Here is a 26258-nt window from a genome sequence, read left to right on the forward strand (position 1 = left end):
CCAGGAGCGAGCATGCCGACCATCCCGATCGACAACGACGATGTCGCAGCCGGACGCGCCCTGCGGGCGGAGTTCGCACGGTTCTGGTCAACCGAGCGGGGTGAGGCCCGTGCCGTGTACGACCGGTTCATCGCGGCCACTCCGATCGCGGCGAACGTGACCGTGCAACACGTCACCGAGGATCCCGGCCCAGGCGTTTGGGTTCTGCCCAACGACGCAGCACCCGACCGAGTACTGCTGTTCCTGCACGGCGGTGGCTATGGTCTGGGCAGCGCATCGGCGTACGCCGGGTTGGTTAGCCACATCGCGGCACGTGCAGAAGTCGCGGCCTTCGTGCTCGACTATCCCTTGGCGCCCGAGTCGCAATTGCCTGACGCCCTCAACCTCGCCGTGGCCACGCTGGCCAAGCTGTGCCACGACCATCCAGCAGTCGCGATCGCGGGCGACTCCGCCGGTGGAGGGCTGGCGCTGTCCACGGCGGCCGAAGCCCATCGAGAACAGATTGAAGTGGCTGCAGTGACGGTCTTCTCGCCATGGACCGACCTGAGTCTCAGTGGCGCGAGTGTACGCAGACACGCGATCGGTGACCCTTTGCTCGACCCGGCATACCTTCAACAATCCGCTGCTGCCTACCTGGGCAACGCGGCTGCCGAAGACTCGCGCGCATCACCCCTATTCGGCATTTCCGGCGAGCTGCCGCCGCTGCTCATCCAGGTCGGCACCGACGAGATCTTGCTCGACGATTCCATTCGATTCGCAACGGCCGTCGAACGGGCCGGCGGCACTGTGACGCTCGAGGTCTGGGAGGGGATGCATCACGTCTTTCAGCTCAACATCGCGCAGCTCGCCACCGCACGACGAGCCGTCGACCATGCGAGCGCGTTCTTGTCCAGCCACTTAACCGCAGCGTCCGGAGCGCAATGAGCTGAGGCGCCCTAGATGGCGGGGCAGTGAATCGACGAATTGAATGGACTGTGCCCAGCGGTGGTGGCTACGCCGCACGTGCCCACCACCACGCCGCTAACCAGCAGGCGTCACATCCGCACCCGACCCCTTGATCGTCGACTTCGCGCGATTCTCGGCGCGCACCCGCTTGCCGCCCCGCACGAACCCGGTCGCCGAGATCGACGCGGACAGCACGGCGTCCTCGCCGTTGACGAACGGGTGGAAGCCGACGCCGGCGCCGCCGCGGCCCTTCACCGGGATGTCGGCGACTTCGGTGACCTTCCAACCCCTTTCGGACGTCGACAAGATGGCCTCGCCGTTCTCGCATGAGACCGGTAGCGCGGCGATCACCTCGTCACCATCGCCCGCCAGCTTCACACCGGCCACGCCGTTGCCCGCGGCGCCCTGCGGATTCACCGCGGCGGGGTCGATCCGCAGAATCTTCCCGCGGCGAGTCACCAGCGCCAGGTGGTGGCCGTCGGCGAGCACTCCCGAGCGCACCAACCCAACGATGTCCGGAGCCACCGGAATGTCGCGGATCTTGTACGGCAGACCACTACCCGTCGTGAACTTGATTCGGCCATCGCTCCACGCCGCCCAACCCAGACCCGAGGTGAGCAGCTCTCCGTGGCTGTCGGAGAACACACCGCGATCGTCAAGGCGCCACGACGTGTTGACCTTGCGCTCGCGCGGCCCGTCGTCGTCGGCGCCGGCAGTGACGGGCACGGCCTCGAAGTCCAGCACGGTGCGACGGTCGAACTCCGGGCCCTTGAACAGCTTCGCGGTCTCCACCAGCTCCCGGTCGATCACCTTCCGGCGCGCGTCGGGGTTCGACACCAATTCGGTCAACTCCGCGAACTCGGCGTCCAGCTTGTCGGCTTCGGCCTGCAGCTCGATCACGTCGAGCTTGGTCAGCCGGCGAAGCTGCAGTGCCAGAACGTAATTGGCCTGTTCCTCGTCGATCTTGAACCGCGCCTGCAGCCCCTGCCGCGCGTCGTCGACGGTGTCGGAGCCGCGGATCACCGCCACCGCGGCATCGATGTCCAGGTGGATCGTCATCAGGCCGGCGACCAAGTGGCGCCGCGCCGTGACCTTCTCGAGTCGATACTCGCTGCGCCGCAATACCACCGAGTCGCGCAGGTGCAGGAACGCGCCGATCAACTCCCGCACCGTCCACCAGCGGGGCACCCGGTTCTCGTCGAGCGCGACCAGGCTTGCGGCGAACGTCGATTCCAGCGGAGTGAGGGCAAGCAATTGGTCGCGAATCGTCTCGGCGCTGTGCCCGCGCTTCGCCGTGACCACGATGCGCAGACCGTTGCGCCGGTCGGTCAGATCGGACATATCGGCCACACCCGACATCTCCCCGGACTCGACCAGTGCCCGGATTCTCTCCTGCACAGTCGAACTGGCAACCCCCGGCGGGAGCTCGGTGACGATGACGTTCTTCCCGTCCACCGACACCGTGCCGCGAACCGTGAACTGTCCCCGGCCGGTGGTGATGTACTCGCGCAACCCGGCCGTGCCGACGACGGCGGCGCCGGATCCCCAGTCGGGCCCGGGAATGAGCTTCATCAACGTGTCGTCGGTCGTGTTCGGCCTGGCCAGGAGTGCTCGGCAGGCCGCCATGATCTCGCGGGGATTGTGGGCGGGCACCTTGGTGGCCCACCCCTCGGCGATGCCAATGGCGCCGTTGCACAGCAGCACCGGCCACTGCGCGGGCAGCATCGTCGGCTCGATCCATTCGCCGTCGAACGTCTGCACCATCGGCACCGCGTGATCGTCGAGCTCAGCGGTCAGCGCGGCACCGGGTGCCGACAGCCGCATCTCGGTATAGCGGTCGGCCGCGGGAATGTCACCCTGGATGCGAGGGAACGCACCTTGTCCATCAATGACTTTCACGCGCTGGAACTCAGCGGCCATCAGCGCCGCAGCGCCGTACATCGACGCGCCGCCGTGCGGGTGCAGGTTGCCGGTCACCGCCGAGCAGACCTTCGACGACTTCTGCGGCTTGTTGCCGGGCAGCAGTCTCGAGTCGTGCATCTGGTAGAGCAAGCGGCGCTGTCCCGGCTTGAGGCCGTCGAACGCGGAGGGGATCGCGCGGTCGCTGACGCTGTAGAGCGCGAAGGTCAGCTGGTAGCGGTTCCAGTAGTCGTCGGCGCTCTGGTCGAGCACCAGGTCGGCGTTCTGTTCAGGAATGTCAAGCGTGGCGGTCACGATCTGCCCTTTACGTCAAGTCCAGCGAAGAGGTGTCGACACGGGAGGCGATGTCCGCCATCCACGTGCGCCTGCCCTCCGGCGGTCCACCGAACAGAGTGTGATGCAACTTCTTCTCACCGTCATCGGGATGGACCCGAATCACGGTGCGCCGCTGCGGATCCAGCACCGTGTTCCAGAAGTCGTCGGCGTCCATCTCGCCGAGCCCCTTGTTGCGCTGCACCTCCACCTTGCGTTTGGAGGTGGCCTTCATCTGAGCGACGGCGGCATCACGCTCGGACTCGTCCTGGCAGTACACCCGCTGGCTGCCATCCTTGACGACGAACAGCGGTGGCAGCGTCACGTAGACCATCCCGGCGGCGACCAGTGGCCGGTAGAACTCCAGGAACATGGAGATGAGGCTCGAGTTGATGTTGCCGCCGTCGGGGTCGGCGTCGGAGGCGAACAGGATTCGGTCGTATCGACACATCTCCGGATCGCAATGCTCGCGGACCCCGCAGCCCAGGATGCGTTCGATCGAGTCGAACTCGTCCTTGATCCGCGCCTTGCTCACCGTGAACCCGTACACGTTGGGCGGCTTGCCCTTCAGCGGGAACGCTGCCTGGAACGTCGCGTCCCTGGCTGCCTTGATCGTGCCAAGCGCGGAATCGCCCTCACACAGGAACAGTTCGGCACCGGACCCGCGGCCGGTCTCCCTGCTGGGCAACAGCTTCGGCGGAAGAGACAGGTTCGTTCCCAACCCCTTGGCCTTCGACGCCGCCCTGGATCGGGCCTTCGCGCCCTCGGCACTGCGCCGCGCTCTGGCCGACTCCAGGGCGAGCTTCGTCCACAGGGTGACGGTCTCACCGTTGGCTGGGTTGACTGCCCAGATGGTGACGCTGCGCGCGACGTCGGGGGCCATCGCCACGTTCAAGGAGCGCGACGACACTGCGGTCTTGGCCTGGGAGTCCCACGACACGTCGGGCGCGCGGGTATCGACGGCCAGTGCGGTGACCGCGGCGAAGTCCTGTGGCTCGGGACCCTCCTCGCCCTTGGCGAGTCCCAGGTCGCGAATCCGGGAAGCCCGCTCGGCCAACGCTTCCGACAGCCCCTTGACCGCAGCCGTCAGGTGGGACCCACCGCCAGGGGTGCGCACGGTGTTGCAGAACGCGGCAACGGTGGCCGGCTCCGCGGGTCCGGCGGTCAACGACCACCGGAACGGCGTCGCCCCGCGCCCCGTGGTGTACTCCCCGCGACCCTCCACGACGGCGCGCACATCGGGCACCGGCGCGTCCGAGGCGGTGCACATGAGGTCCAAGAGCGTCTCGGTGCCCCACGGGCCGTTGAACGGTTCGACCAGTTCGGGCCGGATCTCGTCGCCCGGCCACCCTTCGTCGACGACCGCCAGGTGCACGCCGGGCGACATCCGCGCCGCGGCGTGCGCTCGCAGCAGCACTTCGTTGATGTCGATGCTGGAATCCGGCACGACGACCGGGTCGAACAGGATGCGCACCGTGGTGCCGTGCGCGTCGGGCTTGCGGTTGCCGGCACCGCGGAGCTTCTGCGTGTCGCCGCGGACGAACGGAGCGTCCGGATCGAAGTCCTTGCCCTCGAACACACCGGGGTAGCCGCCGCCGAAACTCTGCAGGTAGGTCTTTCCGGCTCGACGAACCGTCACGTCGGTACGTGCGGAGATGAAGACCGCTGCCGCGGCGCCGATCCCGTTCAGTCCGGCACCGGTGCTGTCGGCGTCGACGTGTGCGGAGAACTTGCCACCGGCGCGTGCGGTACCCAGCGTCTTGACGATGCCGTTCTTGCCGTTCACGGGGTCCGAGTCGACGGGAAGGCCGCGGCCGTCGTCGGCGACGCTGACGGATCCGTCGGCGTGCAGCGTGATCGTTACGGTCGAACCACCGTGGCTGGGATCGGCGACCTCTTCGATCGCGTTGTCCACCAGCTCCCGCAATGCGGTGTTGAGCACGTCGAGGCCGAGATTCACCGCAGGCCGCAGGCGAGTGTGCTGGACATCGTCGAGCTCGGTGATGTCGGCGGCGGTGTAACTCACTACGGATCCTTCGCGTCGGGCAGGGCCCGTGCGGAAGTGGGCGCGGCACGGGTGGCGTACGCATTCTGCCCCCACCGGGCGACAGTCACCGCATCATGCGGTCCGTGTCGCCGCCGTCTACGGAGGACTGACCTGGCGGCAAGCGGCAGCAGTGCAGGCCAGACGCGTGAGGACGAGGATCAGGTACCGACGTTCGAACGATCCTCGGCATCGCTCCCGTTTCGCTCGCGCACCATCTGTGCCAGCAGGCGGAGGGAATCGGCCGAACTGGAACCTTCCGCCGTCGTGACGATCGACACAGATTGTTCTGCCGACCTTGCGATGACGAGGTTCTGCTGGGTGACGGTGAGCGCGCCGACCAGCGGATGTCGCAGGTCGTAGGAGTCGGCCTCGCATGGCCGCACGCGGTGATCGCGCCAGAACGTCACGAACTCCGGGCTCTTCATCGAGAGTTCACCGATGAGCGACGCCAGTGCGGCGTCCTCGGGATGCCGCCCTGCCACCAGTCGCAGGTTCCCGACCATGGCCTTGGCCTTGCGTGGCCAGTCCACGTAGAGGTCGCGGTAGTGCGGGTCGAGGAAGAGCATCCGCGCCATGTTGGGCCGCTCGGCGGGGCGGTCCACCGACGTCGGATCGACGTGCCCCGACGTCAGGGCGTGCCCGAGGTCGTTCCAGGCCAGGACGTCGGTGCGCCGGCCGAGGACCGTCGCGGGTACGTCGCCCAGCGTGCGCAACAGATCGCGGGTGAGCGGGTCGATCCGCTCGGCCGGAGGTTTGCGCATCTGCGCGGGGCGCGATGCGGCGAGCGCGTGCAGGTGGCGGCGTTCGTGCCGATCGAGGCGCAGTGCCGTCGCGATGGCATCCAGTACCGCGGCTGAGGCGTTGACCGACTGGCCCTGCTCGAGGCGCGTGTAGTACGACACGCTCACCCCCGCCAGCTGGGCGAGTTCCTCGCGCCGCAGCCCGGCGACCCGCCGGCGCTCTGGGAATGCGCGGAGGCCGACGTCCTCGGGTTCGAGTTGCGCGCGGCGGGCCCGCAGGAACTCGCCGAGGGTCGTTTGCATCATGACTCCACTATGCGCGCGTCGAGGCGCCCGTGCCTGACCCTGACAGGGATAGGCACGACAGGGGCTGGTCGCCACGGCGCTGCCGACGCACGCTGGCTGGCATGAACGAAATCGTGTTGGGTGACGTGTCGGTCACCCGTGTCATGGAGTACTACGGGTCGGTCGAACTTTCGCCTCGAAAGTTCTTCCCCGACAGCGCACCAGAATCGTGGGACCGCAACGAGCCCTGGCTGGTGCCGGATTTCTATGACCCCGCCGAGGATGTGTGCGTGAGCGCGATCCAGACGTGGGTCTTGCGTAGCGAGGGCAGGACGATCCTCGTCGACACCGGAGTGGGCAACCACAAGGAACGACCGGCCTCGCCGGTCTGGCATCACTTGGAGACGGACTTCCTCGGCAACCTCGCGCGGGCCGGCGTCCGCCCCGAGGACGTCGACGTGGTGATCAACACGCACCTGCACAACGACCACGTCGGATGGAACACCCGACTGGACGACGGTGATTGGGTGCCGACCTTCCCGAATGCGACGTACCTGATGCCGGAGGCCGACTTCCAGTTCTGGAACCCCCATGCGCGTCCGATGAGCCGCGAGCACCAGAACGTCTTCGAGGACAGCGTGGCCCCCGTCGTCGATGCCGGCCTGGTCGAGTTGTGGGACGGGCACTTTCAGATCGACGCACACCTGCGCCTGGATCTGGCGCCCGGCCACACGCCGGGCTCGTCGGTCGTCGCGTTGAATTCGGGCTCCGATCGGGCCGTGTTCGTAGGGGACCTCCTGCACACTCCTTTGCAGTTCGTCCAACCGGATGTCAACAGTTGCTTCTGCGAGGATCCGATCGCGGCCAGGGCCACCCGCAGACGGATACTCGGCGAAGCGGCTGATTCGAACACGCTGGTCTTCCCCGCCCACCTCGGCGGCCACGGGGCAGCCGAACTGACCCGTGCTGGTGAGGATTTCGCGATCAAGCAGTGGGCGCCGTTCGATCGGGTGTCCGATGTCTGAGCCGGTCGTCTCCACCACCGGTGGCGCCGTCCGCGGGAGGTCCGAGGGGACGGGGTCGGTGTTCTTGGGCGTGCCCTATGCGGCATCGCCCACCGGGCCGCTGCGCTTCGCCGCTCCGGAAACCCACCCCGGATGGCCCGGCGTGCGGGACGCGACCCGGCCCGGTCCGACCGCTCCGCAAGCCCCGCGGCACGGCTTCGGTGCGCTGGACCTCTCGCCGATGTTCGTCGTCGCCGACGAGGTGGATCCTGACTATTTGACCGTGAACGTGTGGTCGCCGAAGGACGCAAACCGTTGTCCGGTCATGGTGTTCGTGCACGGCGGCGGGTTCCTGTCCGGGTCGACGAGGTCGCCGATGTACGACGGCGCAGCATTCGCGCGTGACGGCGTCGTGCTCGTCACCGTCACCTACCGGCTGGGCGTGATCGGCTTCCTCGACCTCCCCGACGCACCACCCAACCGCGGTTTACTCGACGTGCTCGCCGCGTTGCGCTGGGTGCAGGACAACATCGCGGCGTTCGGCGGCGACCCCGGCAACGTCACTTTGTTCGGCCAGTCCGCGGGTGCGACGATCACCACCGCGGTACTGGCGACGCCAGAGGCGGCGGGCCTGGTCCGGCGCGTGATCGTGCAGAGCGGCAACGGGTCCGGCGCGCTCGACCGCGAGCAGGCGGCACGCGTCACCCACCGCGCCGCCAAGATGCTGGACGTAGCGCCCACGGCCGCGGGATTCGGCACCTTCGCCGACGATCGGCTGGTGGAGGTCGGAGCGGCACTCGTCGGAACCGATCTCCGCACCGCGAGACGGTTGGATCCGCTGGTCGGGTTGAGCCCGTTCAATCTGGTGTTGGACCGCCAGCCCGCGGACGCGGTGGCAGACGGTAACGGTGCAGACGTGCCGATGCTCATCGGCACCAACGCTGACGAGGGCAACCTGTATCTCGTTCCGCAGGGCGCGTTCGTCGACTCCACCGAGCGCGACGTCGTCGAGCTGGCGTCGGTCACGTCCCGGGATCCCGAGGCGGCCATCCGCGACGTCAGAACCCGGCTGCCCGGTGCTACGTGGGGCGAGGTGCGCGCGGCGATGCTGGGCGACGCCCTGTTCGGCGCTGGTACCGGACGTCTGATCCGTGCGCATGCCTCGCACGGCGCGGCACCCCTGCACGAGTACGAATTCACTTGGCGGTCAATGGCAGTCGATGGTCTCCTCGGTGCCGCCCACACGGTCGAAGTGCCCTTCGTCTTCGACTGCCTCGGCGCGCCGGGGCTGCGCGGGCCCCGTGGTCTGCTCGGGCCGGGCGACCCGCCGCAACGACTCGCCGATGACATGCACGGTGCGTGGGTCCGCTACGCGAGCACCGGGGACCCGGGCTGGCAGGGGAGGAAGGTCTTCGGCGGGTAACCGCCGGAGCGGCTACAGCCGACCGGCCACGAAGCTCGCCGCCTGCGCCGTCATACCGTTCGTCACGTACGAGCCGTGAGCGCCGGTAGGTGCCCCCGGGGGAGCGCCATTGCAGATCGTGTCGCCAGGCGCGCACAGGTCGATGGTCTTCGGGACGTAAAGCGGGCCAATGGTGATCTGCGGGGCACCGGAGTCGCCCAGGAACCGATTCGACGGTTTGCCGAACAGGGTCACCGCGGCCACGTGGTCGGCTACCTCGGGCGGCATGGGTGGCGGCACGAACGCGGCAGGAACACCCGGAGGGACTTCGGGCGAGGTGACGAAGCCCGCAACCGCCGCGCCCTGCGAGAACCCGCCCAGGACGATCCTGGTGCTCGGACAGGCCGCGATCGTTGCCTGGATGTGGTTGCTCGCATCCCTGATGCCATCGATGACGCTCAAGGCGAACTGCAAAGGGTCGCCAAAGTCGTCGCTGGCGGCGTAGTTCACGGCGTAGGCGTCGACCGACCTCGCACCGGCCTTCGAGCGCAACGCATCGACGAAGCCCTGCCCGATCCCGCCAACGCCGGGTGGCTCGTCGGTCCCGCGCGCGAACACCACCTCGACGTCGGGGCACGGTTGCGCGAGCGCGGGCGGGGCGGAGGTGCCCACCAGCCCCCACGTAGCGATGAGAGTTGCGACGAACGCACGGATCATCAGGCCGACAAGCGGCCGTCCGTTGGTACCGATCAAGACGCCCCCGCCTTCCGTCACCCGCATGTTGCGCCTGCCGACGATGCTACGTATGCGGAAGGTGTTCGTGCCACGCGAGATCGGCGCCGAGTGCTCTGGCGAGGCGGGTGATTGCCTCGCGTGTGGACTCGTCGCCGACACGGTCGGGCAGCCAGGCGCAGGCGATGCCGGCGCCGATCACGTCGGTTCCCGCGCAGACAGCGGCCAGACATTCCTCGATCTGGCCGAGGGAGGGCCCGGGGCCCGCGGGGAAGCGCAGACCGGATAGTTCCGCGCTGTCGACGACGTCCACGTCGAGATGAAGGTAGACCGGCGTGCCGGGGAGCCCGTCGAGGGCGGCGGTGATCGCTGCCCGGTCGGCGGGCACGCGGCGGACCTGGCTGGCGGTGAGGGCGTCGCGCTCGGCGGGGTCGAGGTCTCTGGCGTCGGCGAGCACGACGTTGGTTTCGGGGACGGGCCGAAGTTCGAGTGCATCGTCGAACAGCCCGGGTGTCCGGCCGGTCAGCATCGATATCGCCATCCCGCCGATGTAGCCGCTGGTCGATATGGCCGGGGTGTTGAAGTCACCGTGGGCGTCCAGCCACACCACGGCCAGGTCGTCATGGCGGCGCTGCAGGCCGGCCACCGCCGCGCGGGCGGTGGAGCAGTCGCCGGACAGCAGCAGGGGCCTGGCGGCCTCGGCCACCGCGTCCGCTATTGCCGCGTGCAGCAGGCTCATCCGGGCGGGCACGGATTCGGCGAGGAGGGTCGGGAAGATCGTCTCGGATGCGCCGACGGGGACCGGGAAGGCCGGGATGTGCTCGTCGAGGTGCCAGGGCGCGACGATGAGATCCCAACTGGTGCTGTCGTCAGTCACGAGGCGCCTCCCTTTCCGCCTCCGATTCTCCATCCGGCGTCCAGTGGGATGCGAATGATTTTCCGCAGATTTGGGCAGCAGCGAATGCGGTGATCAAGGGGCGACGAATGCGGCGGCGTTGCGGTGGGCGAAGGTGGCGAATGTCGTCGGCGCTACGCCGAACGCCTCATGGGTGCTCAGATCCACCCGCGATTGCGGAGAGTTGGCACGTTCCCGGTAGATCTCGTCGAGGGTGTCGATGACTTCGGGTGGGAAGCCCTGTGCCGCATGGAGTCGACGCTTTTCTTCGAACGTGACCTCTTGATGGCGGAACGCCCGCCCGGTGGCGGTGGAGATGATTTCGGTGATCTGCGTCATCGTCAGCGCCTCGGGGCCGGTCATGTCGTAGGCCCTTCCGTCGATTCCGTCGGCGCGCGTCATCGCCACCGCCACTTTGGCGACGTCGACGAGGTCGACGGGCGACAGTTGGCTTTCGCCGATCGGCATCGCTAGCACCTGCTGTCGTGGATCCACTCCGGTGGTCGCGTTGGGCAGATAGAACTGCATGAATTGGCTCGGCCGCAGATGAGTCCATTCCAGGCCCGACGCCTCGAGATGGCGTTCGATTTGCAGATGCTCGCGTGTGCCTCGGAACCTATTGGGATCGAAGGTGGTTCCGGATTCCTTGCCGCTGAGCTTGATCACGTGCCGAACGCCGGACGCCTTCGCGGCGTCGATGAACCTGCATTGCGTCGACACCATGTCGCCCCTGGGGGAGGAGATCATGAAGGTGCGGTCGACGCCGTCGAACGCCTCGTTCAGGGTCGCCGGGTTGGCCATGTCGCCCTGGACGACCTCAACGGTGGGAAAGGCGCCCAACCAGTGCGCCTTGGCCGAGTCACGGACCAATGCCCGCACTCGAATCTGCTGATGCGCGAACTCGCGGATCACGATGGAACCCGCTGTCCCCGTGACACCTGTAATCAGAAGCATGCGGAACTTCCTTCATCGCCGCGGAACACGGCGACGTGTCGGCCAACGAAGGAGGCGAGGCTCGTGGGAGTGAAGTCAAACAGCTTGTGGGTGACGAGATTTGGGCGTGACTCGTCTACGCCCTGTCGACGTTCGTCGAAGAGCTCCTCCATGGCGTCGACGAAGTACGCAGGGACGCCAGCGGTGAGCAGCGCGTCTCGGTAGGCAGCGGGTGGTATGTCGACGTAGCGAACCGGTCGGTCGATGGTCGCCGAAATGCGTTCGGCGATGTCGGCCGTGGTGAGCGCTTCCGGTCCGGTCATCTCATAGCTTTTGCCCTCGTGGCCACTGCTCTCCAGCAGCGCGACGGCGACACGAGCGATGTCCTCGACGTCGACGGGCGCGAGTCGCGCGTCTGCCATCGGCAGGCATACCGTGCCCTCGCTCAGGATCGTCGGTATCAGCCCTTGGAGGTGGGTTTGCATGAAGGTGCTCGGCCGCAGATGCGTCCACGCCACGCCCGATCCCTCCAAGTATTGTTCGACTTCGGCGTGCATCCGCGCGAACCGGAACGTCGAGCGGCTCGTGCAGCCCATACCGGAAAGCTTGACGATGTGTCGGACGCCTGCACGCTTGGCGGCATCGATGAACGTGCACTGTGTCTCGACCAGATGCGGGTCGGGCGACGATATCAGCAGGACGCGCTTCACACCGTCGAGAGCGCCTTCGAGGGTCGCCGGCTGCAGCATGTCGCCGACGGCGAGCTCGACCGTCGCGGGCACGGCGAGCGCTGCCACTTTGGCTGGATCTCTGACTAGTGCGCGCACCGTTGTCCCGCGTTCTGCGCACACACGGATGGCCGCGGAACCGGTCAAGCCGGTCGCGCCCGTTACGAGAATCATGTCGTGGTCGTCCTCATAGGTCGAAACGTTGCCGCGCTATGTTGCGGCACTTCCGTATGGGTAGACCGTCGCGTGAGCGCAAAGGAATCGCTCTGATCGGTAGCGGCGCTGTGGAAGCAGTTGGCGAGCGGAGATCGACTCCACGCACCGAAGAGCTTGAGTGGGCTACGGCCTCACGGATGCAGGTTCCACTGGCCGACGTCCTGCGCCAGGGCATCGCTGACGTCGACTTCGAGCCCGCCGACCACCGGGCCTGGGTTCGACGCGGTGCTAACCACCCGCTGGTAGAGAACGGCGGCGGGGTAGATCTGACCCTTTGACCACGACCGCGTCTGCCACGCCCAGACGTGGCCGGGGGATCGTGAGCGTCCGATCACTCCGTCGGCCGCGGCCCACTGGCACGCATTGATGCCGCCGTAGATGCCGGTGCGCTGAGCGCCGATCACCGAATTGATCCCGCGAAACCATTGTAGGACAACGCTATTCCAGGCTGCACGGTCGATGTCGTCGTCGACGCTGAAGTAGATCGGCGCACTCTTGCCTCCGCCTGCGGCGGTGTGCAACTGCCACGCGGTTCGCGCATCGGCGACGCCTCCGGCATACCCGCGGGTGAAGTCCGACGGGGCGGTCCCGCCCGGCTTGCCGTACTGGTAGTTGCTGACGATGGCCAACCCGGCGGCGGCCAGTGACTGCGCGTAGGGCAGGGTGATCGGCTTGGCGCCGAAGGACGAGCCAGGCCGCGACGTCGAGACGTAGTTGATCACTCCGGCGTGGCCTGCCGCCCGGATGTCGGCGGCCGGGATCTGGCGCATGGCGTAGTCGATCAGTGTGGGAGCGGCGGCCGATGCCGCGGGCGCGGCGGCACCTGCCGCGGCGGCGCCCAGCCCGGCCAACGCCGACGCAGCCGCGGCGTAGCGCAGTGCGTCGCGCCGGGAAATCGGGCGTGACGGCCGCAGGTCGGAAGTCCCCAGGAAGTCCTGCACCGGGTGACGTTAACAATGGGACTGGCGTTACTGCTGTTGCGCCGACCGGCTGTGTCCGGTTCGCGATCCAGGTGACGCGAAGCCGAAACATTCATTTCCGCGGCGGCGGCCAGGGTTGTACAACTCTGGCTTCGCCGAACGGCGCGATCCGCTCGCCATGGCGTCGGACCGTGTGGTCACAATCATTGTGGCGCAAGCGAGTCGACGATCATGTCCAGGATGCGGTCGGCTTGCCGCAGTCCATCGTTGCCAGCGGGCACCCGCCACAGCGCACTCAGCAGCAACAGCACGTCGCCAGCGTCGACGCCGCTGCGAATGTCACCGCTGGCTTCGGCGGCGTCGAGAAGTTCGCGGATGGCGTTGGTGACCGGCTCGTAGGTGGCGTTGATGATTGCTTGGGCGGGCGCTGTTTCGAGTGCCTCGCCGAGGCCGTGCTTGATGCGGACGAGTGCGGCGAGGTTGCGCGCCCACCTGCGGAAGGCCTCCAGTGGCGGCTGTTGTTCGAGCAGTCGTTGCACCGATGCGCCAAGGGATTCGATCTCCTGCTGATACACGGCGAGCAGCAGCGCCTCCCGGGTGGGGAAGTGCCGGTACAAGGTGCCCGGACCGACTCCCGCGAGTTTGGCGATCGCGTTCAGCGACACCTGGGGGTCCGCGGCGAACGCCGACAACGCCACCCCGAGAATCCGCGCCTTGTTGCGCTGCGCGTCGGCACGCCGAACCTCGGCCACGTTTCCTCCGTTGCTAAACGGAGAGCTCTCCGCTACGGTGAAGCGGAGACATCTCCACTACTCATTGAAGGGACTCCCGTGCAATATCGCAAGCTCGGCACGACCGGGCTGGACGTGTCACCCATCGCGATCGGCGCCATGACCTACGGCGAACCCGACCGCGGCCACCCCGTGTGGTCACTCGGTGAGGACGACGCCCGTCCACTCATCAAGTACGCCCTCGAGGCGGGTATCAACTTCTTCGACACCGCGAACATGTACTCCAACGGCTCCAGCGAGGAGATCCTCGGGCGCGCGTTGAAGGACTTCGCCAACCGCGACGAGGTGGTGATCGCCACCAAGCTGCGCCATCCGATGCGGCCCGGCGCCAACGGCCGCGGCCTGTCCCGCAAGGCGATCATGACCGAGATCGACCACTCGCTGCGGCGGCTCGGCACCGACTACGTCGACCTGTACCAGATTCACCGCAACGACCACGCGACGCCGTTGGAGGAAACCCTGCAGGCGCTCGACGAACTCGTCAGGGCGGGGAAGGTCCGATACCTGGGTGCCTCATCGATGCCGGCCTGGGAGTTCGCCAAGGCGTTGCACCTGCAGGCCCGTCACGGCTGGGCTCGCTTCGTCACCATGCAGGACCACTACAACCTGCTCGCCCGCGAAGAGGAACGGGAGATGATTCCGCTCTGCATCGACGAAGGCGTCGGAACGATCGTGTGGAGCCCGCTGGCCCGCGGGCGCCTCGCGCGCGGCTGGGACGAGGCGAAGTCGACGACGCGGTCGCAATCGGATGGCTACTTCGCCGATGCGTTGTACTCCTCCGACGAGGCCGCCAACCGCGCGATCGTCGACGCGGTCGGCCACATCGCCCAGAGGCGCGGGACGTCCAGGGCGACGGTGGCGCTCGCCTGGCTGCACCGTCAACCCGTCGTGACCGCACCACTAGTGGGCGCCGGCACCGTTCGTCACATCGACGAGGCGATCGCCTCCCTGGACATCGAGTTGACTGACGACGAGGTGCGTTCACTGCAGGCCCCGTACAGCCCCCGATACGACTTCCAGGGCGTCTCCGACGAAGCCGACCTCGAGGCAATCCGGGCACGCATCCCCGGGATGGCGTTGACGTAATGGTCCGGTTCCGCCCGGCTGCGAGGGTGGGAGGTCTCGACCAGAAACATTGAAAGAAGAAGGGAACGACATGAATTCAGCCACGCAGTTCTTCGCCGACCTGGAAGCCGGACACGTCGACCGGGCCTTGGGTCGCACTGCCCCAGGGTTCACGTGGACGGTTCCTGGCGTGCCGGGAGGCGCCTTTGCGCTTGCCGGCGTGTATGGCGCGCAAGAGTTCCCCGCCATGCTCGCCCGTGTCGCGGCCGCGCTTCCGGAAGGTCCTCAAACCGAAATCACCTCGGTCATGGAGACAGAGCAGCGCATCGTGCTCGAAGCCCACGTGCGGGGCCGCTCGACCAACGGAGTCGAGTACGACAACCGCGTGGCCTATGTCTTCGACATGGACGGTGGCCAGATCTCCGCCGTGCGTGAGTACCTCGACACCAGCCACGCCGCCGAGGTCTTCACCAGCTGACGGGTGCTCCCGACGGCGTGCCGCTCAAATGCTTTTCGGCTACCGCCGCAGAATGTCGGCCGGCGATGCGGTCTCGACGAATGCACGTGCCGCGGAGGCCAATTCCTCGTCCAACGTAACCAGGGCGTCGCCCTGCAGTTGGGTCAGCGCGATGTACTCGGCCTGGTGGATGTCCGGCCAGTCCAGCTTGGCAGCCAGTCGCCACGCGTGGTCCTCCAGCGATCGATCGCCGAGCATGCGGATCCGCAGTCCACGGATGTCGTCGAGAATCTTCCGGCCGCTCCGATCGTCGATGTCGCCGCGGCGCACCGATTCGTACACCAGCGCCAGCACCTGCGATCGCAGCAACGTGGGAGCCGTCAGGCTGTGCTGCGGCGGAATGGTGGCTCCCTCGGAGGCGAGGTTGACGGCCACCTGCGCATCGATGATGAAGGTGGTCATCCCAGTCCCTTCATTTGATTCAGCGACGCGCTGCTGGCCGACGTGCAGCCGTACCCGCACGACATCTCCGTCGTCGATGGCTTCGGCTCGGCGTAGCGCCACCTTCAGCGGTACCAGATACACGCCGTCCTTCGGCATCAGTGACGTCGTCACCTCGGTGTCGCCGACGCGCACCTGCGCAGGGATCCCACCCCAGCCGTAGGTCAGCTCACCCAGGTGTGCGTGCAGGAAGTCATCGACGTGCGCCGGTGTGGCGACGAAGAAGTACGGCGCAGGGCCACGCCACTGAAACACCTCGGCCTCGAACTCCCAGTCCACCGCACCACGCTATGTCCGCGAGATCGTCAGCGCGCGCGGAACCGCGGTTACAGAATGGGCTCCGGGGCTATCGCGTGAGACTGAAGCGGCCGGTACTGACCGTCTTCGTACCCCTGGCGCAGTAGGTGTTTGCGCACCTTCCCGGTACTCGTCCTGGGGAAGTCGGAGACGAGGATCCACTCGACCGGGCGCTTCTGCTGACCAAGCCGCGTCGCGGCGTACTCGGTCAAGTCTTCGACGTCGGGCACGGCACCTGCCTTCGGTATCAACGCCGCCACCACACGCTCGCCGAGGCGTCGGTCGGGCACCCCGAAAACGGCGATCTCCGCGATGGACTCGTGATCTGACATCGCCTGTTCGACTTCTGCTGGGTAGACGTTGTTGCCGCCGCGAATGATCACCTCACGCAGCCTGCCGTGAAAGGTGATCACACCGTCGTCGTCCATGGAACACAGGTCGCCCGTTGCCATCCAACCGGCGTCGTCGACCGCGGAATCTATGGTGCCGTCCTCGCGCAGGTATCCCGACATGATCAGGGGTCCACGGACGTGCAGCTCTCCGACCACACCGGTTGCGGTGACCTGCGCCGCCCGATCCGCAATGCAGTAGTCACGACCCGGCAGCGGGTGTCCGATCGTGCGGGTCCGGACCGAAACGGTGTCGCCGTCCACGCTCATGGTCATGATCGGTGCTTCGCTCTGTCCGTAGGCAATCAGGAAGCGGATGCCGATCCGACGCTCGATTTGGCCGATCAGCATCGGGTCTACTGCAGTAGCGCCCCCGATGACGGTCCGCACGTCGGCGAACTGCGAGTCGGTGACGCCCGGTTCATTGAGCAGATCGATGACCATCGTGGGAACCAGACCCAATATCGTCGCACCTACCTCACGCACGGCGCGCAACGCAATGTGCGACGTAAATCGGTCCACCACAACATAAGTCGCGGCGCTCCAGAGTACGGCGAGAATGCCGGACACGATCCCGCCGACGTGATGCAGTGGCAGCGGGATGAACCAGGTGTCCTTGGCGTGCGAGCCGGCGTTCTCGGCGAAGAAGCGTGCGGAGTTGACCACGGCGCGATGCGAGAGCCTGGCGGCTTTTGGCGATCCCGTCGTCCCCGAGGTGGCTTGAATCAGAAATTCGTCGGTTGGCTTGGGGCCATCCCACGACGACGCGCTCGGATCCGTGACCGGCCAATCGGAGATGGGCAGCACGAGCGGGGGATCGGCGAACTGTGCAGCCACATCCCGCACCCGTGCCGGGACGTCGTCTCCTGGCATATCCGCTACCAGGATCACTCCTACCTGCGTGAGCGAAAACAGGTGTGCCATCTCGACGTCGGTTGATCGCGGGCTCAGAGGGACGATCGGCATACCGGCCAAGGCGCACCCGAACATGGCGATCAGCCAGTCGACCGAGTTCGGGGCAACGAACCCCACCCGGGCTCGCCGTGGATTGTGGTTCACCAACGCCGCCGCCACCGACTTCGCGCGCAGGTAGACCTCACGCCAGGTCAACGACTCCAGTCCGTCATCGGTGAGCCACGCCAGGGCGCGGTTGTCCGGGCAGTCGTGGCCGACCCGGCGAAGCACGTCGGCCACTGTCTCAGTGGACAATTCGCAGCGACCGGACTCGCGACGGTAGGCCAGACCTGGTTGCTCAGCGGTGTGGCGGCCGAGCGAGATAATTGGTGTCATCACTGCTGGACGGGATAGACCGACTCGTCACGGTGGCCGGCCGCCTTGTGGACGCCGACAGCGGAAGCGGTGACGCGACCGGCATGCCGAATCTCGGCCGAAGTCAAGACGACCGCACCGGTAGGGCCGGATGTCTGGGCCCACAGCTCCAATTCCGGGCCCAGGGGGGTGGGCCGTCGATACGACACCGTCAAGGTCTGGGTGTAACCGACGACACCGAACGCCAGGACCGCGAGGCTGCTGAGCTCGTCCAGAATTGCCGCGACGATACCGCCGTGCACCGTGCCGATCGGACCCGCATGGATGGGGCGGGCCGTGAGTGTCCCTCGTACCGCGGCGCCGTCCGCCCACAGCTTCACCTCGCCCGCAAAGGGATTGAGCTCACCCAAGATGGGGCTGTAGGGAACGGTCTTGCGGAGATCGCCCGGCTCCCACACCAACATCCCGTCCCCCGGCGGCGCGAGCTGCTCGACGGCGTATGGCCCCGGCCACGTGTGTTCGTCGAGCAGGGCGCGGGCCTGTTCGCTCAGTCCGCGGACGTTCTCGGCCACGTCTTCGGGCGCGTTCGACACCCGCGCGGCATTGGCCAGTCGGCTGACCTCATCGGTCATGACCACCTGGTGGTCGGTCATCCAAGCGTCTCCTCGGTGATGTCGTATCGGGGCAATGCCCCCAGAGCCCATGGCTCGAGCACGCCGTAGCCGATGTCGTCGCCGCACACGCAGTCGACCGCGATCTCCTCGCAGCCGTACAGTTCGTCACGGACTGCCTTGTCCCGCAAGTCCATCGATTCACCAGCTACGTCCAATGGACCGCGGTAGTTGCCTTGCCACCAGCCGCGGAAACCGAAGTAACCGCCTCCGCGGAAGTACCAGACGAGGTCCTTCCAGCTGCACACGATGTCGCGTTTCGTACCGTCTTCGAGTTCGACGACGATGTGGGCTGATTTGACCCGGCGCGATCCCGGCCAGAACTCGAAGTCGAGGTCCATGGTCGTGATCCGCAGGCGCGGTCGGGCGTCTCCGGCAAACGCGATGAAGCCTTCGGTGATGCCGGTGCTCGACTTGGCGGGCAAGCCGTCGGGTCCCCGGGTGAAGGTGGTCGACAATGCCCAGCTGCCGAAGCTCAGGTTGATATACCCATGCAGCACGCCCTCCCCGTGATCCGGCGCGGGACGCAGACCGACTTCTGGCAGACCGTGCGGATCGTTGAACCAGAAGGCGCCGGGGTTGGGTATCCCGGTCATGGTCCGAATGCCCCACGACCGATCCTTGTAGGCGTAGGTGCTGTCCGGATCCAGTTGGTAGGTGCGGCCTTCGACCTTCACCACGCCTCGTGCGACACCGGGCTGGAAGTAGCGGATCGTGTGGTTGCCGGTGATCCCGCGATCACGGCGAAGCCCTGGCGATCCGACGATCGGCTGAAAGTCGCTCTCGAAGGTGACGTCGAAGCTGACGTCGAGTTCGTTCTCGGCCAACGCGATCCGGTTCGTCGTTGGCGGCTTGACTATCTCCCAGGTCACGGGACCCACGGTCGTGTCGTCCAGCCGCGGGCGGAGTTCACGGGAGGCGCGCACATTCCACACCCGGCCGGGAACCGCCACACCTGCGAAGGCATCCATGACGTCGCGGTTGGTGTACTTGCCGATTCCGACGGCAACCATGACCTCGCCGGACTTGTCGAAGGCGACGACGTAGCCCTTCTCGGTCCAGTTGCGGTCGGTCGTCGCCACTTCTTCGAAGCTGGATACCGTTTGGTGGCACAGGTATTCGTCGGCAGCGGTGAGCACGATGTCGCTCATGGGCACTCCTTCTCGGGGTTAGGCACTGGTCCCTAGCAACTCGGCGAGCCGGCGGGTGGGAACGTTGTTGGTGAGGTAATCGGATGGAAAGCTCAGGTGTGGGGGACTGAGCCGCACCGTGAGGACGAGCATGGCGGCCAGCCGAAGCGCTTGGAGCGTGCGGTGGAAGTCGAGGTCTTCCAACGGCCGCCCCGTCCGTGATTCGTAGTACGCCACCGTCTCTGCGGCGTCCGGCAAGCCTGGCAGCCTGGGGACGTCGTTGAGTTCGGCGACGACTTCGTCGATGAGTAGCAGGTAGGCCACATCGGCTTCGGGTGGGCAGATGTGGGCGAGTTCCCAGTCCAGTGCCGCGGCAACGCGGCCGTCGCGATAGATCAGGTTCCCTGGACGGGCATCGCCCCAGCACAGTGCAACTCCGGCCGACTCGGGTGCCTTCGCGCGCAAAAACCGCACCGCCTCGTCGAGTACCGGCGGCCCGATACCGGCCCATTGCAGCTGTCGCTCAATCACTTCGAGCATTCCCAGTATCGCATCGCGGCCGCTGCCATAGCGGGTCAGCGAGGCAGGCAGCGGCAGCGAAGCGGTGTCGAGGGTGTGCAGTGAGGCGATGACATCGAGGCAGGCAAGCCACATCTGCCTGCGCTGGTGGAGGGACGCCTCGAAGAACAGGCCGTGGCCGTGGAAGCCCGGCCGAAAGCCGGAGGCGACTTCGCCGTGCACGCGGTGCATGAGGAAGCACGGCGCGCCCATCACCGCTGGATCGTCGATGAACCACTTGACCTTCGGCACCGGTACCCCCGTGCCTGCCAGTGCGGCCATCACGTCGTACTGCAGTCGAAGGTCGTAGCTCGGGAACAGGCCACCCTCCGGCGGCTGCACCCGCAGGACCAGTTCGGTGATGTGTGTGCCGTCGGCGGCGGTCCATTGCAGATCGGTGAACAAGGTGACATTGGAAAAGCCCGAATTCACTGGCGTAAACGGTGACAGGGCAACAGATGTCGCCTCCGGCATGGCGGCGGCGATCCAGCGTTCGAGATTGCCGCGCCGCGCCTCGAATACCGCCAACTCAGCCACGGGTCACGGAACCGGCAAACGTAGATGGCGATTCGGTCATGGTTCGCAGTCTGCGACGCGACGGCGTCGGCGACAAGGCGCGAGTTTGTGGTACCACTCGCAGTGGTAGCCAGCGATTGTGCCTAGTCAGATCGGATGAGGCCGGTCAGCGATTGATGACCGCCGTCCATTGGGAATCTCCGCGGAGAGTTTCTAGCTTGCGTTCGTCATCGGGTGTGGAGGGTTGGTGGATTACCACTTTCAACGACGGACGATCGATCAGCCGGAGTTGCAAGAGCTGCGTGGACAGCAGGCCGACGTGCGGATGCTGGAAGGATTGCGTTCCGCCAGCGGCGCGGACCACCTCGTGCCTCGACCACCAGTAGCGAAACTCGTCGCTGAGCGTTGCCAGTTCCGCTGCGGTGGCTGAGAATCGGGTGTCGTCGGGCTGGGAGGCGGCCTCGGCGCGGAATTGACCGACGACGAGGCGCGCGTGTTCTTCCCAATCCACCAGGGAGGAACGGACTCTCGGAACGGTGAAGATCGCCCACAACGCGCTTCGGTGTTCGGGCGGCAGTTGACCGATGTCGCAGAAGACGGCCACCAAGGCGTCGTTCCAGGCGAGGTACTCCGAACGCGGCCCTACGACGTAGGCGGGTGCCGGCAGCAGTCGTTCCAACAGTCGGCGCACGTCCTCGTCGATGCCGACGTCGCCGTCTTCGTGTGGGCCCAACGGCAGTGCAGCCAGACGCCGTAGATGCCGCAACTCGTCATCGGTCAACTGCAGGGCGTTGGCGATGCTGTCGATGACCTCCGCGGTGGCGTGCACGTCCTTGCCCTGCTCTAGCCGGGTGTACCAGCTGTAGCTCACCTTGGAGAGGTGCGCGACCTCTTCTCGTCGCAATCCGTGTACGCGGCGCCGCGCCGGGTCGACGTCGATGCCAACGAGCTCCGGTCGCAGTCGCGCTCGGCGCGCCCGCAGGAAGGCGGCGAGTTCTCGCCGTCTCTGCTCGGAATCGAGCGCTGAACCGGCCATCCTGTTTTCCTGACGTGTGACGACGACCCCCGGCCAATGCTAGGGGCTTGCCCAACCTTCCTCGTATGGATCACGGTTGACCATGGCGCTCGGTCCCTATCCCTGCACCGTGGGTCGGATGGTCAACTCGCCAATCTCGACCTCCCAGGGTTGGTCGATGACGAATTGCACGGCCGTGGCCACCGCGTCAGGGTCGATCGCGAATTCCGCCATGCCCCGGCCGATCTCGGCGCGAATCGAAGGGTCGGTGATGGTGTCGGCGAATTCAGTGCCTACGTAGCCCGGTGAGATCGCCGTGGTCTTCAGCGTCCCGTCGGTGGACTCCTGACGCAGGCCCTCCAGCAGGGTGCGGACGGCGTTCTTGGTGGCGGCGTACACCGCCATCGTCGGCACGATCTTCAGTCCGGCGGTGGAGAGGATGGTGACGAAGTGGCCGCGGCCCTGTCCTTCGAAGATGGGCAAGGCAGCGTCGATGCCGTGCAGGACACCGCGGAGGTTGACGTCGATCATGGCGTCCCAGTCCGCTCGGCGGCGAGCCGTCATCGGTGAAATCGGGCCGATCCCGGCATTGCCGACCAGCACGTCGAGCCTGCCGTACGTAGTGACGGCGGTCTCGACCAGCCGTTCCAGGTCCTCGGCACGGGTGACGTCGACCGTCACGGCGGTGGCGCGACGCCCGGCGGCTCCGATCTCGGACGCGAGCGCGTCGAGCCGGTCGCTGCGGCGCGCCCCGAGGACGACGGCGGCTCCTTGGGCTGCCAGCCGCCGTGCCGTGGCGGCGCCGATACCGCTGCTGGCGCCGGTTATCGCCACCACCTTGTCGTCGAGCAGACCCATGACTAACCTCCATTAGCGATATGGACAACCTGTCCGCTTCATCAAACCGGACAAATTGTCCGTTTGCAAGTAGGTGGGCCCGACGTCGAGGAGGGGCATGGCCGAGCGCAGTGATGCCGCGCGCAACCGCGCCGCGATCATCGAGGCCGCCCGCAAACTCATCACCGAGCCGGGCGAGCTCAAACTCAGCGCGGTCGCGAAGCGGGCGGGACTGGGCCAAGGCACCCTCTACCGTCACTTCGCCACCCGGGACGAACTGGTTCGCGCGCTCTACGACCGGGAGATCGACGAACTCGTCGCCCTTGCTCATGCACTGCTCGAGACGCACTCGCCCGACGAGGCGCTGAAGCGGTGGTTCACCCAGCTGGCGGTGTACGCGCGGGTGAAGTTCGGAGTGATCGCCGCCGTCGAGGCGTCGGTGTGGGAGGACATCGGGGCGCACACTCTCGGCAAGCTCGGCGAGGCGCTCGCCGCACTGCTCGCCGCCGGCCGCGCCGACGGCGTGATTCGCGGCGACGTCGACTCACGCGATGTCATCTTGTTGTCCTGGTTTCTCGCCCACGTGGAGGAGGACGAATGGGCAGAACGAACCCCGCGCCTGCTCGCCGTCCTGCTCGACGGCTTGACTACGCGCTAAGGGCCAAGCGCCGCCACGGATTACCGGTAATCCCATTGCCCGAGGATTAGACATCGGCGATGCCAGTTCCTACCCTGTCCGAGACATGTGTTGCGGGGGGCCTGCAACGAAGGATCGTGACCAATCCGAATGAGTCGGGTGCACCACTCGCTTCGGCGAACGGTGGGCGGTTTTGCGGCCGCGGTCCTGGTGCTAGCCATTGTGGTGGCGGCCGACGTCAAGGCGGACCCGGCGGACGATGCGCTGTCGCGGCTCCACGAGTTGTCCCAACAGGCGTTGCAGACGCGTCAAGCCGTCACCGGCGCCCAACGCGATGCCGACGACAGACTGGCCGCCCAGACCGAGGCCGAAAGCCGACATCGCGCTCACCTGGCAGCCCTCGACGACGCGAATTCCCAGCTGGCTGCGAATCAAGCGGCAGCCGACCAGGTGGCGGCGATGACATATGTAAGTGGTCGCACCGGTCAGATGGCAGCGGTGCTGACCGCAGGCTCCCCGCAACAACTGATCGACCAGCTGTCCGTGCAGCGGATCGTCGTGACTGAGACGGCCGGTCGGATCAAGGCCTTCCAAGCTGCGCGCGAGCGTGCGGATGCCGCCGCGAGGGCGTCGGAGACATCGGCCGCTGACGCCCGTGCCGCCGCAGAGCGGTCTGCAGCGGTGCGCGCTGACCTGCAGGCGAAACTGAGTGAACTGCTGCGGCAGATCGCCGCCGCCGAGGCCCAGTACGCAGGGTTGACACCCGCTCAGCAGGCGGTGGTCGACAACGCGCCGCAGAACGCGCCCGCTCCGGCGGACCCGCTACTCAACGCGCTGCCCGGCCCGCCTCCCCCCGAGGCTGCCGTGGACATCCCGGAGGCGTTGCCCGTCGGCGTCGCGTCTGAGGCCGGACTTCAGCCCAACACCATTGTGGCCGCCCGCGCCGTCAGCCAAAGGTTCCCTCAGATCGCCGAGATCGGCGGCGTCCGGCCGGATTCGAAGCCGTGGCATCCGAGCGGTCTGGCGATCGACATCATGATCCCCAACTCCTCAAGCCCCGAGGGGATCGCGCTCGGGGACGAGATTCTCGCGTTCGCGATGGCCAACGCGGCCCGGTTCGGGCTGCAGGACGTGATCTGGCGCGGCACGTACTACACGCCGAGCGGTCCGGCAGGATCGGGTTACGGGCACTACGACCACGTGCACATCACCACGACACCACGCCGCTAACGCCGCGGCGGCGTCGGTCGATATGACAGGCATGACTCCGTTCACCACGGGCGCGCTGGCCATCGCTCTGACGGCGCCCTGGTTGTGGGCGGCAACGGCCCATGCCGACGCCTTCGCGCAACTCGATCCGGTTCCGGTCGTGGCATCCCCGACGTGTGCCGGCAGCGTCAGCGCCGACGCTCAGGTGACACCGGTACAGGTCGACGACCGCGCCGAGGACGGTGTCCGCGTCGCGATCCACTACGACGCCGGCAGCTACGACGGATCCTGTTCGCTCACCGTGACCGCCGCTTGGACGAATCTCGACACTGGTGCGTCGGGAAGCAGTGACGTCACCGCGGTTTCGACGATCGACGGGCACTACGGTTTCATCGGCTACGCAAACACCACATTCGAAACGGGTAGCGGCACGGTGATCGTCACGCTCAGTTCGCACCCGGGTGCCGAACTACGGATCACGGCGTGAGCCACGCTGAGTCGTACATTCATGACGTGCAGCTGACCACCGAGGACGGCCCGATCGACGTCGAAGCGCGAGACGGCGTCATACGCGCGCGAGGGCTGCCCTACGGCAGGGCGGCACGTTTCGACGTCGCCGTGCCACCGGAGCCGTGGACCGGTCGACGCGATGCGCACGCGCCGGGCCCCGCCTGCCCACAGCGCCCGGGCCGGCTCGACTTCGTCACCGGGCCGGTCCTCGACGGTCTCGAGATCAGCGAGGACTGTCTCGTCCTGTCGGTGACCGCGCCCGAAGGTGCCGACGGTCTCCCTGTCATGGTGTGGTTCCACGGCGGCGCCTACGTTGCCGGGGGCGGCGAGTCGTCGAAGTACGACCCGACGATGCTCGCCGCGGAGGGCGACGTCGTGGTCGTGACGGTCACCTACCGCCTGGGCATCTTCGGGTACCTGGCGCCGCCGGGCGCGGACGCGGACGACAACCTAGGTCTGCGAGACCAGATCTTGGCACTGCAATGGGTGCAACGGAGCATCGGCGCATTCGGCGGGAACCCGTCCAACGTAACGATATTCGGCCAGTCCGCGGGAGCGGACTCCGTGCTGGCGCTCATCGTGTCTGACGGCACGGCTGGCCTGTTTCACCGCGCCATCGTGCAGAGCGCTCCCGTGGGCGTCGGCACCGGCACCGTCGACGTCGCCGAGGCACGGGCGGACATGGCGTCTGCCATGCAGGCGGCCATGGCCCGCGCACTCAACGGCGAGGATCCGCGAACCACCACGGTGGCGCGGCTGTTGGAGGCAGAGGCGGCGGCCGTGGAGGCGGCGCAGGCGTCGAAGTTGGTGAGCGGCATGGCATTTGCGCCTCGATTGGGACGCAGCCCGATGCCCGCGGCGTCGCAGCTGGAGGAGCGCCTGGCCGATGCGGCACAGCGGGTCGAGCTGTTCATCGGACACACCGCGGACGACGCCGCTCCGTTCGTGTTCATGAACCCTCGGGTTGCCGCGCTGGGCCGCGTAAGGCTGTTGCAGCAGTTGGTTGTTCGGTCGGCGACGGGACGAATGACGCGACGCACCTTCGGATCGGCGGTCGGGCGGTTCGCCGACGACTGGACCGCCAACGGTGGCCAGGTGGCGACCTACCGTTTCGAGTGGGCGCCAGCCGATGCCCCGTTCGGATCGTGCCATTGCATGGAACTGCCCTTCCTCCTCGGCGTCGGCGGAGCGTGGTCCGACGCACCGATGCTCGGGCGCTCGCGCACGATCGACGCGATGCTGGCGCGCCGGATGCGTTCGGTGTGGGCGGGTTTCGCGCGGGACGGCATCGGCTCGCTCCCGACCAGGACGATGCGTTTCACCTGAC

25 protein-coding genes are annotated in these 26258 nt (G+C 66.9%); 9 read left to right on the top strand and 16 right to left on the bottom strand.

All coding sequences use genetic code 11. The features are described from left to right. Positions 1–12: 12 nt before the first annotated feature. Complete coding sequence (locus N536_RS0103050; protein ID WP_036435033.1) at positions 13–924, top strand: alpha/beta hydrolase; 912 nt, start codon at positions 13–15, stop codon at positions 922–924. Positions 925–1020: 96 nt separating this feature from the next. Here N536_RS0103050 and N536_RS0103055 read toward each other — a convergent pair whose 3' ends face one another. The 3 genes from N536_RS0103055 to N536_RS37275 all read right to left on the bottom strand — a co-directional run bounded on the left by N536_RS0103055 (position 1021) and on the right by N536_RS37275 (position 6270). Further along, complete coding sequence (locus tag N536_RS0103055) at positions 1021–3159, bottom strand: DNA gyrase subunit A (RefSeq protein WP_029112256.1); 2139 nt, start codon at positions 3157–3159, stop codon at positions 1021–1023. Positions 3160–3169: 10 nt separating this feature from the next. Continuing rightward, positions 3170–5203, bottom strand: a complete 2034-nt coding sequence (locus tag N536_RS0103060; protein ID WP_029112257.1) for a toprim domain-containing protein — start codon at positions 5201–5203, stop codon at positions 3170–3172. A gap of 179 nt (positions 5204–5382) precedes the next feature. Beyond that, on the bottom strand, positions 5383–6270 hold the full coding sequence (locus N536_RS37275) for a helix-turn-helix transcriptional regulator (protein ID WP_036435036.1): 888 nt from the start codon (positions 6268–6270) through the stop codon (positions 5383–5385). 101 nt (positions 6271–6371) lie between these two features. Here N536_RS37275 and N536_RS0103070 point away from each other — a divergent pair, with 101 nt between their 5' ends. After that, positions 6372–7274, top strand: coding sequence for an MBL fold metallo-hydrolase (locus N536_RS0103070; protein ID WP_029112258.1), 903 nt, complete (start codon positions 6372–6374; stop codon positions 7272–7274). Beyond that, positions 7267–8676, top strand: coding sequence for a carboxylesterase/lipase family protein (locus N536_RS37280; protein WP_036435039.1), 1410 nt, complete (start codon positions 7267–7269; stop codon positions 8674–8676). The genes N536_RS0103070 and N536_RS37280 overlap by 8 nt, the downstream gene beginning before the upstream one ends. A gap of 12 nt (positions 8677–8688) precedes the next feature. Here the strand turns inward: N536_RS37280 and N536_RS0103080 are convergent, their stop codons facing one another. The 6 genes from N536_RS0103080 to N536_RS0103105 form a co-directional block, all read right to left on the bottom strand. Then, positions 8689–9372 carry a cutinase family protein gene (locus N536_RS0103080; protein WP_036435324.1) on the bottom strand — a complete coding sequence of 228 codons (684 nt, stop codon included), beginning with the start codon at positions 9370–9372 and terminating at the stop codon, positions 8689–8691. 82 nt (positions 9373–9454) lie between these two features. Beyond that, positions 9455–10264 carry an arginase family protein gene (locus N536_RS0103085; RefSeq protein ID WP_029112260.1) on the bottom strand — a complete coding sequence of 270 codons (810 nt, stop codon included), beginning with the start codon at positions 10262–10264 and terminating at the stop codon, positions 9455–9457. A 93-nt stretch (positions 10265–10357) separates the two neighbouring features. After that, a complete protein-coding gene (locus N536_RS0103090; RefSeq protein ID WP_029112261.1) occupies positions 10358–11236 on the bottom strand; it encodes an SDR family oxidoreductase in 879 nt (292 codons plus the stop codon). Next, a complete protein-coding gene (locus N536_RS0103095) occupies positions 11227–12117 on the bottom strand; it encodes an SDR family oxidoreductase (protein ID WP_029112262.1) in 891 nt (296 codons plus the stop codon). The genes N536_RS0103090 and N536_RS0103095 overlap by 10 nt, the downstream gene beginning before the upstream one ends. 173 nt (positions 12118–12290) lie before the next feature. Next, positions 12291–13055: a DUF1906 domain-containing protein gene (locus N536_RS0103100; protein ID WP_155948409.1), complete on the bottom strand. Its 765-nt coding sequence runs from the start codon at positions 13053–13055 to the stop codon at positions 12291–12293. A 227-nt stretch (positions 13056–13282) separates the two neighbouring features. Continuing rightward, positions 13283–13831, bottom strand: coding sequence for a TetR/AcrR family transcriptional regulator (locus N536_RS0103105; protein WP_029112264.1), 549 nt, complete (start codon positions 13829–13831; stop codon positions 13283–13285). A gap of 78 nt (positions 13832–13909) precedes the next feature. On the opposite strand from N536_RS0103105, the gene N536_RS0103110 reads away from it, so the two are divergent. Together N536_RS0103110 and N536_RS0103115 are read left to right on the top strand one after the other, a co-directional pair. After that, a complete protein-coding gene (locus N536_RS0103110; protein WP_029112265.1) occupies positions 13910–14956 on the top strand; it encodes an aldo/keto reductase in 1047 nt (348 codons plus the stop codon). Positions 14957–15026: 70 nt separating this feature from the next. Continuing rightward, the gene (locus tag N536_RS0103115) at positions 15027–15413 is read left to right on the top strand and encodes a nuclear transport factor 2 family protein (RefSeq protein ID WP_029112266.1); all 387 of its coding nucleotides are present in this window, start codon (positions 15027–15029) and stop codon (positions 15411–15413) included. 39 nt (positions 15414–15452) lie between these two features. On the opposite strand, the gene N536_RS41210 is transcribed toward N536_RS0103115, so the two are convergent. The 7 genes from N536_RS41210 to N536_RS0103150 form a co-directional block, all read right to left on the bottom strand. Continuing rightward, on the bottom strand, positions 15453–16172 hold the full coding sequence (locus N536_RS41210) for a DUF1905 domain-containing protein (protein ID WP_029112267.1): 720 nt from the start codon (positions 16170–16172) through the stop codon (positions 15453–15455). Between the two features lie 47 nt (positions 16173–16219). After that, the gene (locus tag N536_RS37295; protein WP_081809018.1) at positions 16220–17869 is read right to left on the bottom strand and encodes a class I adenylate-forming enzyme family protein; all 1650 of its coding nucleotides are present in this window, start codon (positions 17867–17869) and stop codon (positions 16220–16222) included. Further along, positions 17869–18501, bottom strand: coding sequence for a PaaI family thioesterase (locus N536_RS40605; protein WP_051574190.1), 633 nt, complete (start codon positions 18499–18501; stop codon positions 17869–17871). Before N536_RS40605 ends, N536_RS37295 begins: the two co-directional genes overlap by 1 nt. Then, complete coding sequence (locus tag N536_RS0103135) at positions 18498–19670, bottom strand: hypothetical protein (protein WP_029112268.1); 1173 nt, start codon at positions 19668–19670, stop codon at positions 18498–18500. Before N536_RS0103135 ends, N536_RS40605 begins: the two co-directional genes overlap by 4 nt. A gap of 18 nt (positions 19671–19688) precedes the next feature. Next, the gene (locus N536_RS37305) at positions 19689–20744 is read right to left on the bottom strand and encodes a phosphotransferase family protein (protein ID WP_036435042.1); all 1056 of its coding nucleotides are present in this window, start codon (positions 20742–20744) and stop codon (positions 19689–19691) included. Positions 20745–20889: 145 nt separating this feature from the next. Further along, positions 20890–21759 (bottom strand): helix-turn-helix domain-containing protein, encoded by an 870-nt coding sequence (locus N536_RS0103145; RefSeq protein ID WP_029112269.1) that lies wholly within the window; start codon positions 21757–21759, stop codon positions 20890–20892. Positions 21760–21855: 96 nt separating this feature from the next. After that, on the bottom strand, positions 21856–22596 hold the full coding sequence (locus N536_RS0103150) for an SDR family oxidoreductase (protein WP_029112270.1): 741 nt from the start codon (positions 22594–22596) through the stop codon (positions 21856–21858). Positions 22597–22693: 97 nt separating this feature from the next. On the opposite strand from N536_RS0103150, the gene N536_RS0103155 reads away from it, so the two are divergent. The 4 genes from N536_RS0103155 to N536_RS0103170 all read left to right on the top strand — a co-directional run bounded on the left by N536_RS0103155 (position 22694) and on the right by N536_RS0103170 (position 26257). Continuing rightward, the gene (locus N536_RS0103155; RefSeq protein ID WP_029112271.1) at positions 22694–23233 is read left to right on the top strand and encodes a TetR/AcrR family transcriptional regulator; all 540 of its coding nucleotides are present in this window, start codon (positions 22694–22696) and stop codon (positions 23231–23233) included. A 129-nt stretch (positions 23234–23362) separates the two neighbouring features. After that, positions 23363–24442, top strand: coding sequence for a glycoside hydrolase (locus N536_RS0103160; protein WP_029112272.1), 1080 nt, complete (start codon positions 23363–23365; stop codon positions 24440–24442). 31 nt (positions 24443–24473) lie between these two features. After that, a complete protein-coding gene (locus N536_RS0103165) occupies positions 24474–24908 on the top strand; it encodes a hypothetical protein (protein ID WP_029112273.1) in 435 nt (144 codons plus the stop codon). Positions 24909–24934: 26 nt separating this feature from the next. Continuing rightward, positions 24935–26257: a carboxylesterase family protein gene (locus tag N536_RS0103170; RefSeq protein ID WP_029112274.1), complete on the top strand. Its 1323-nt coding sequence runs from the start codon at positions 24935–24937 to the stop codon at positions 26255–26257. Position 26258: the final 1 nt, after the last annotated feature.

The organism is Mycobacterium sp. URHB0044 (assembly GCF_000620625.1).
Lineage (GTDB): Bacteria > Actinomycetota > Actinomycetes > Mycobacteriales > Mycobacteriaceae > Mycobacterium.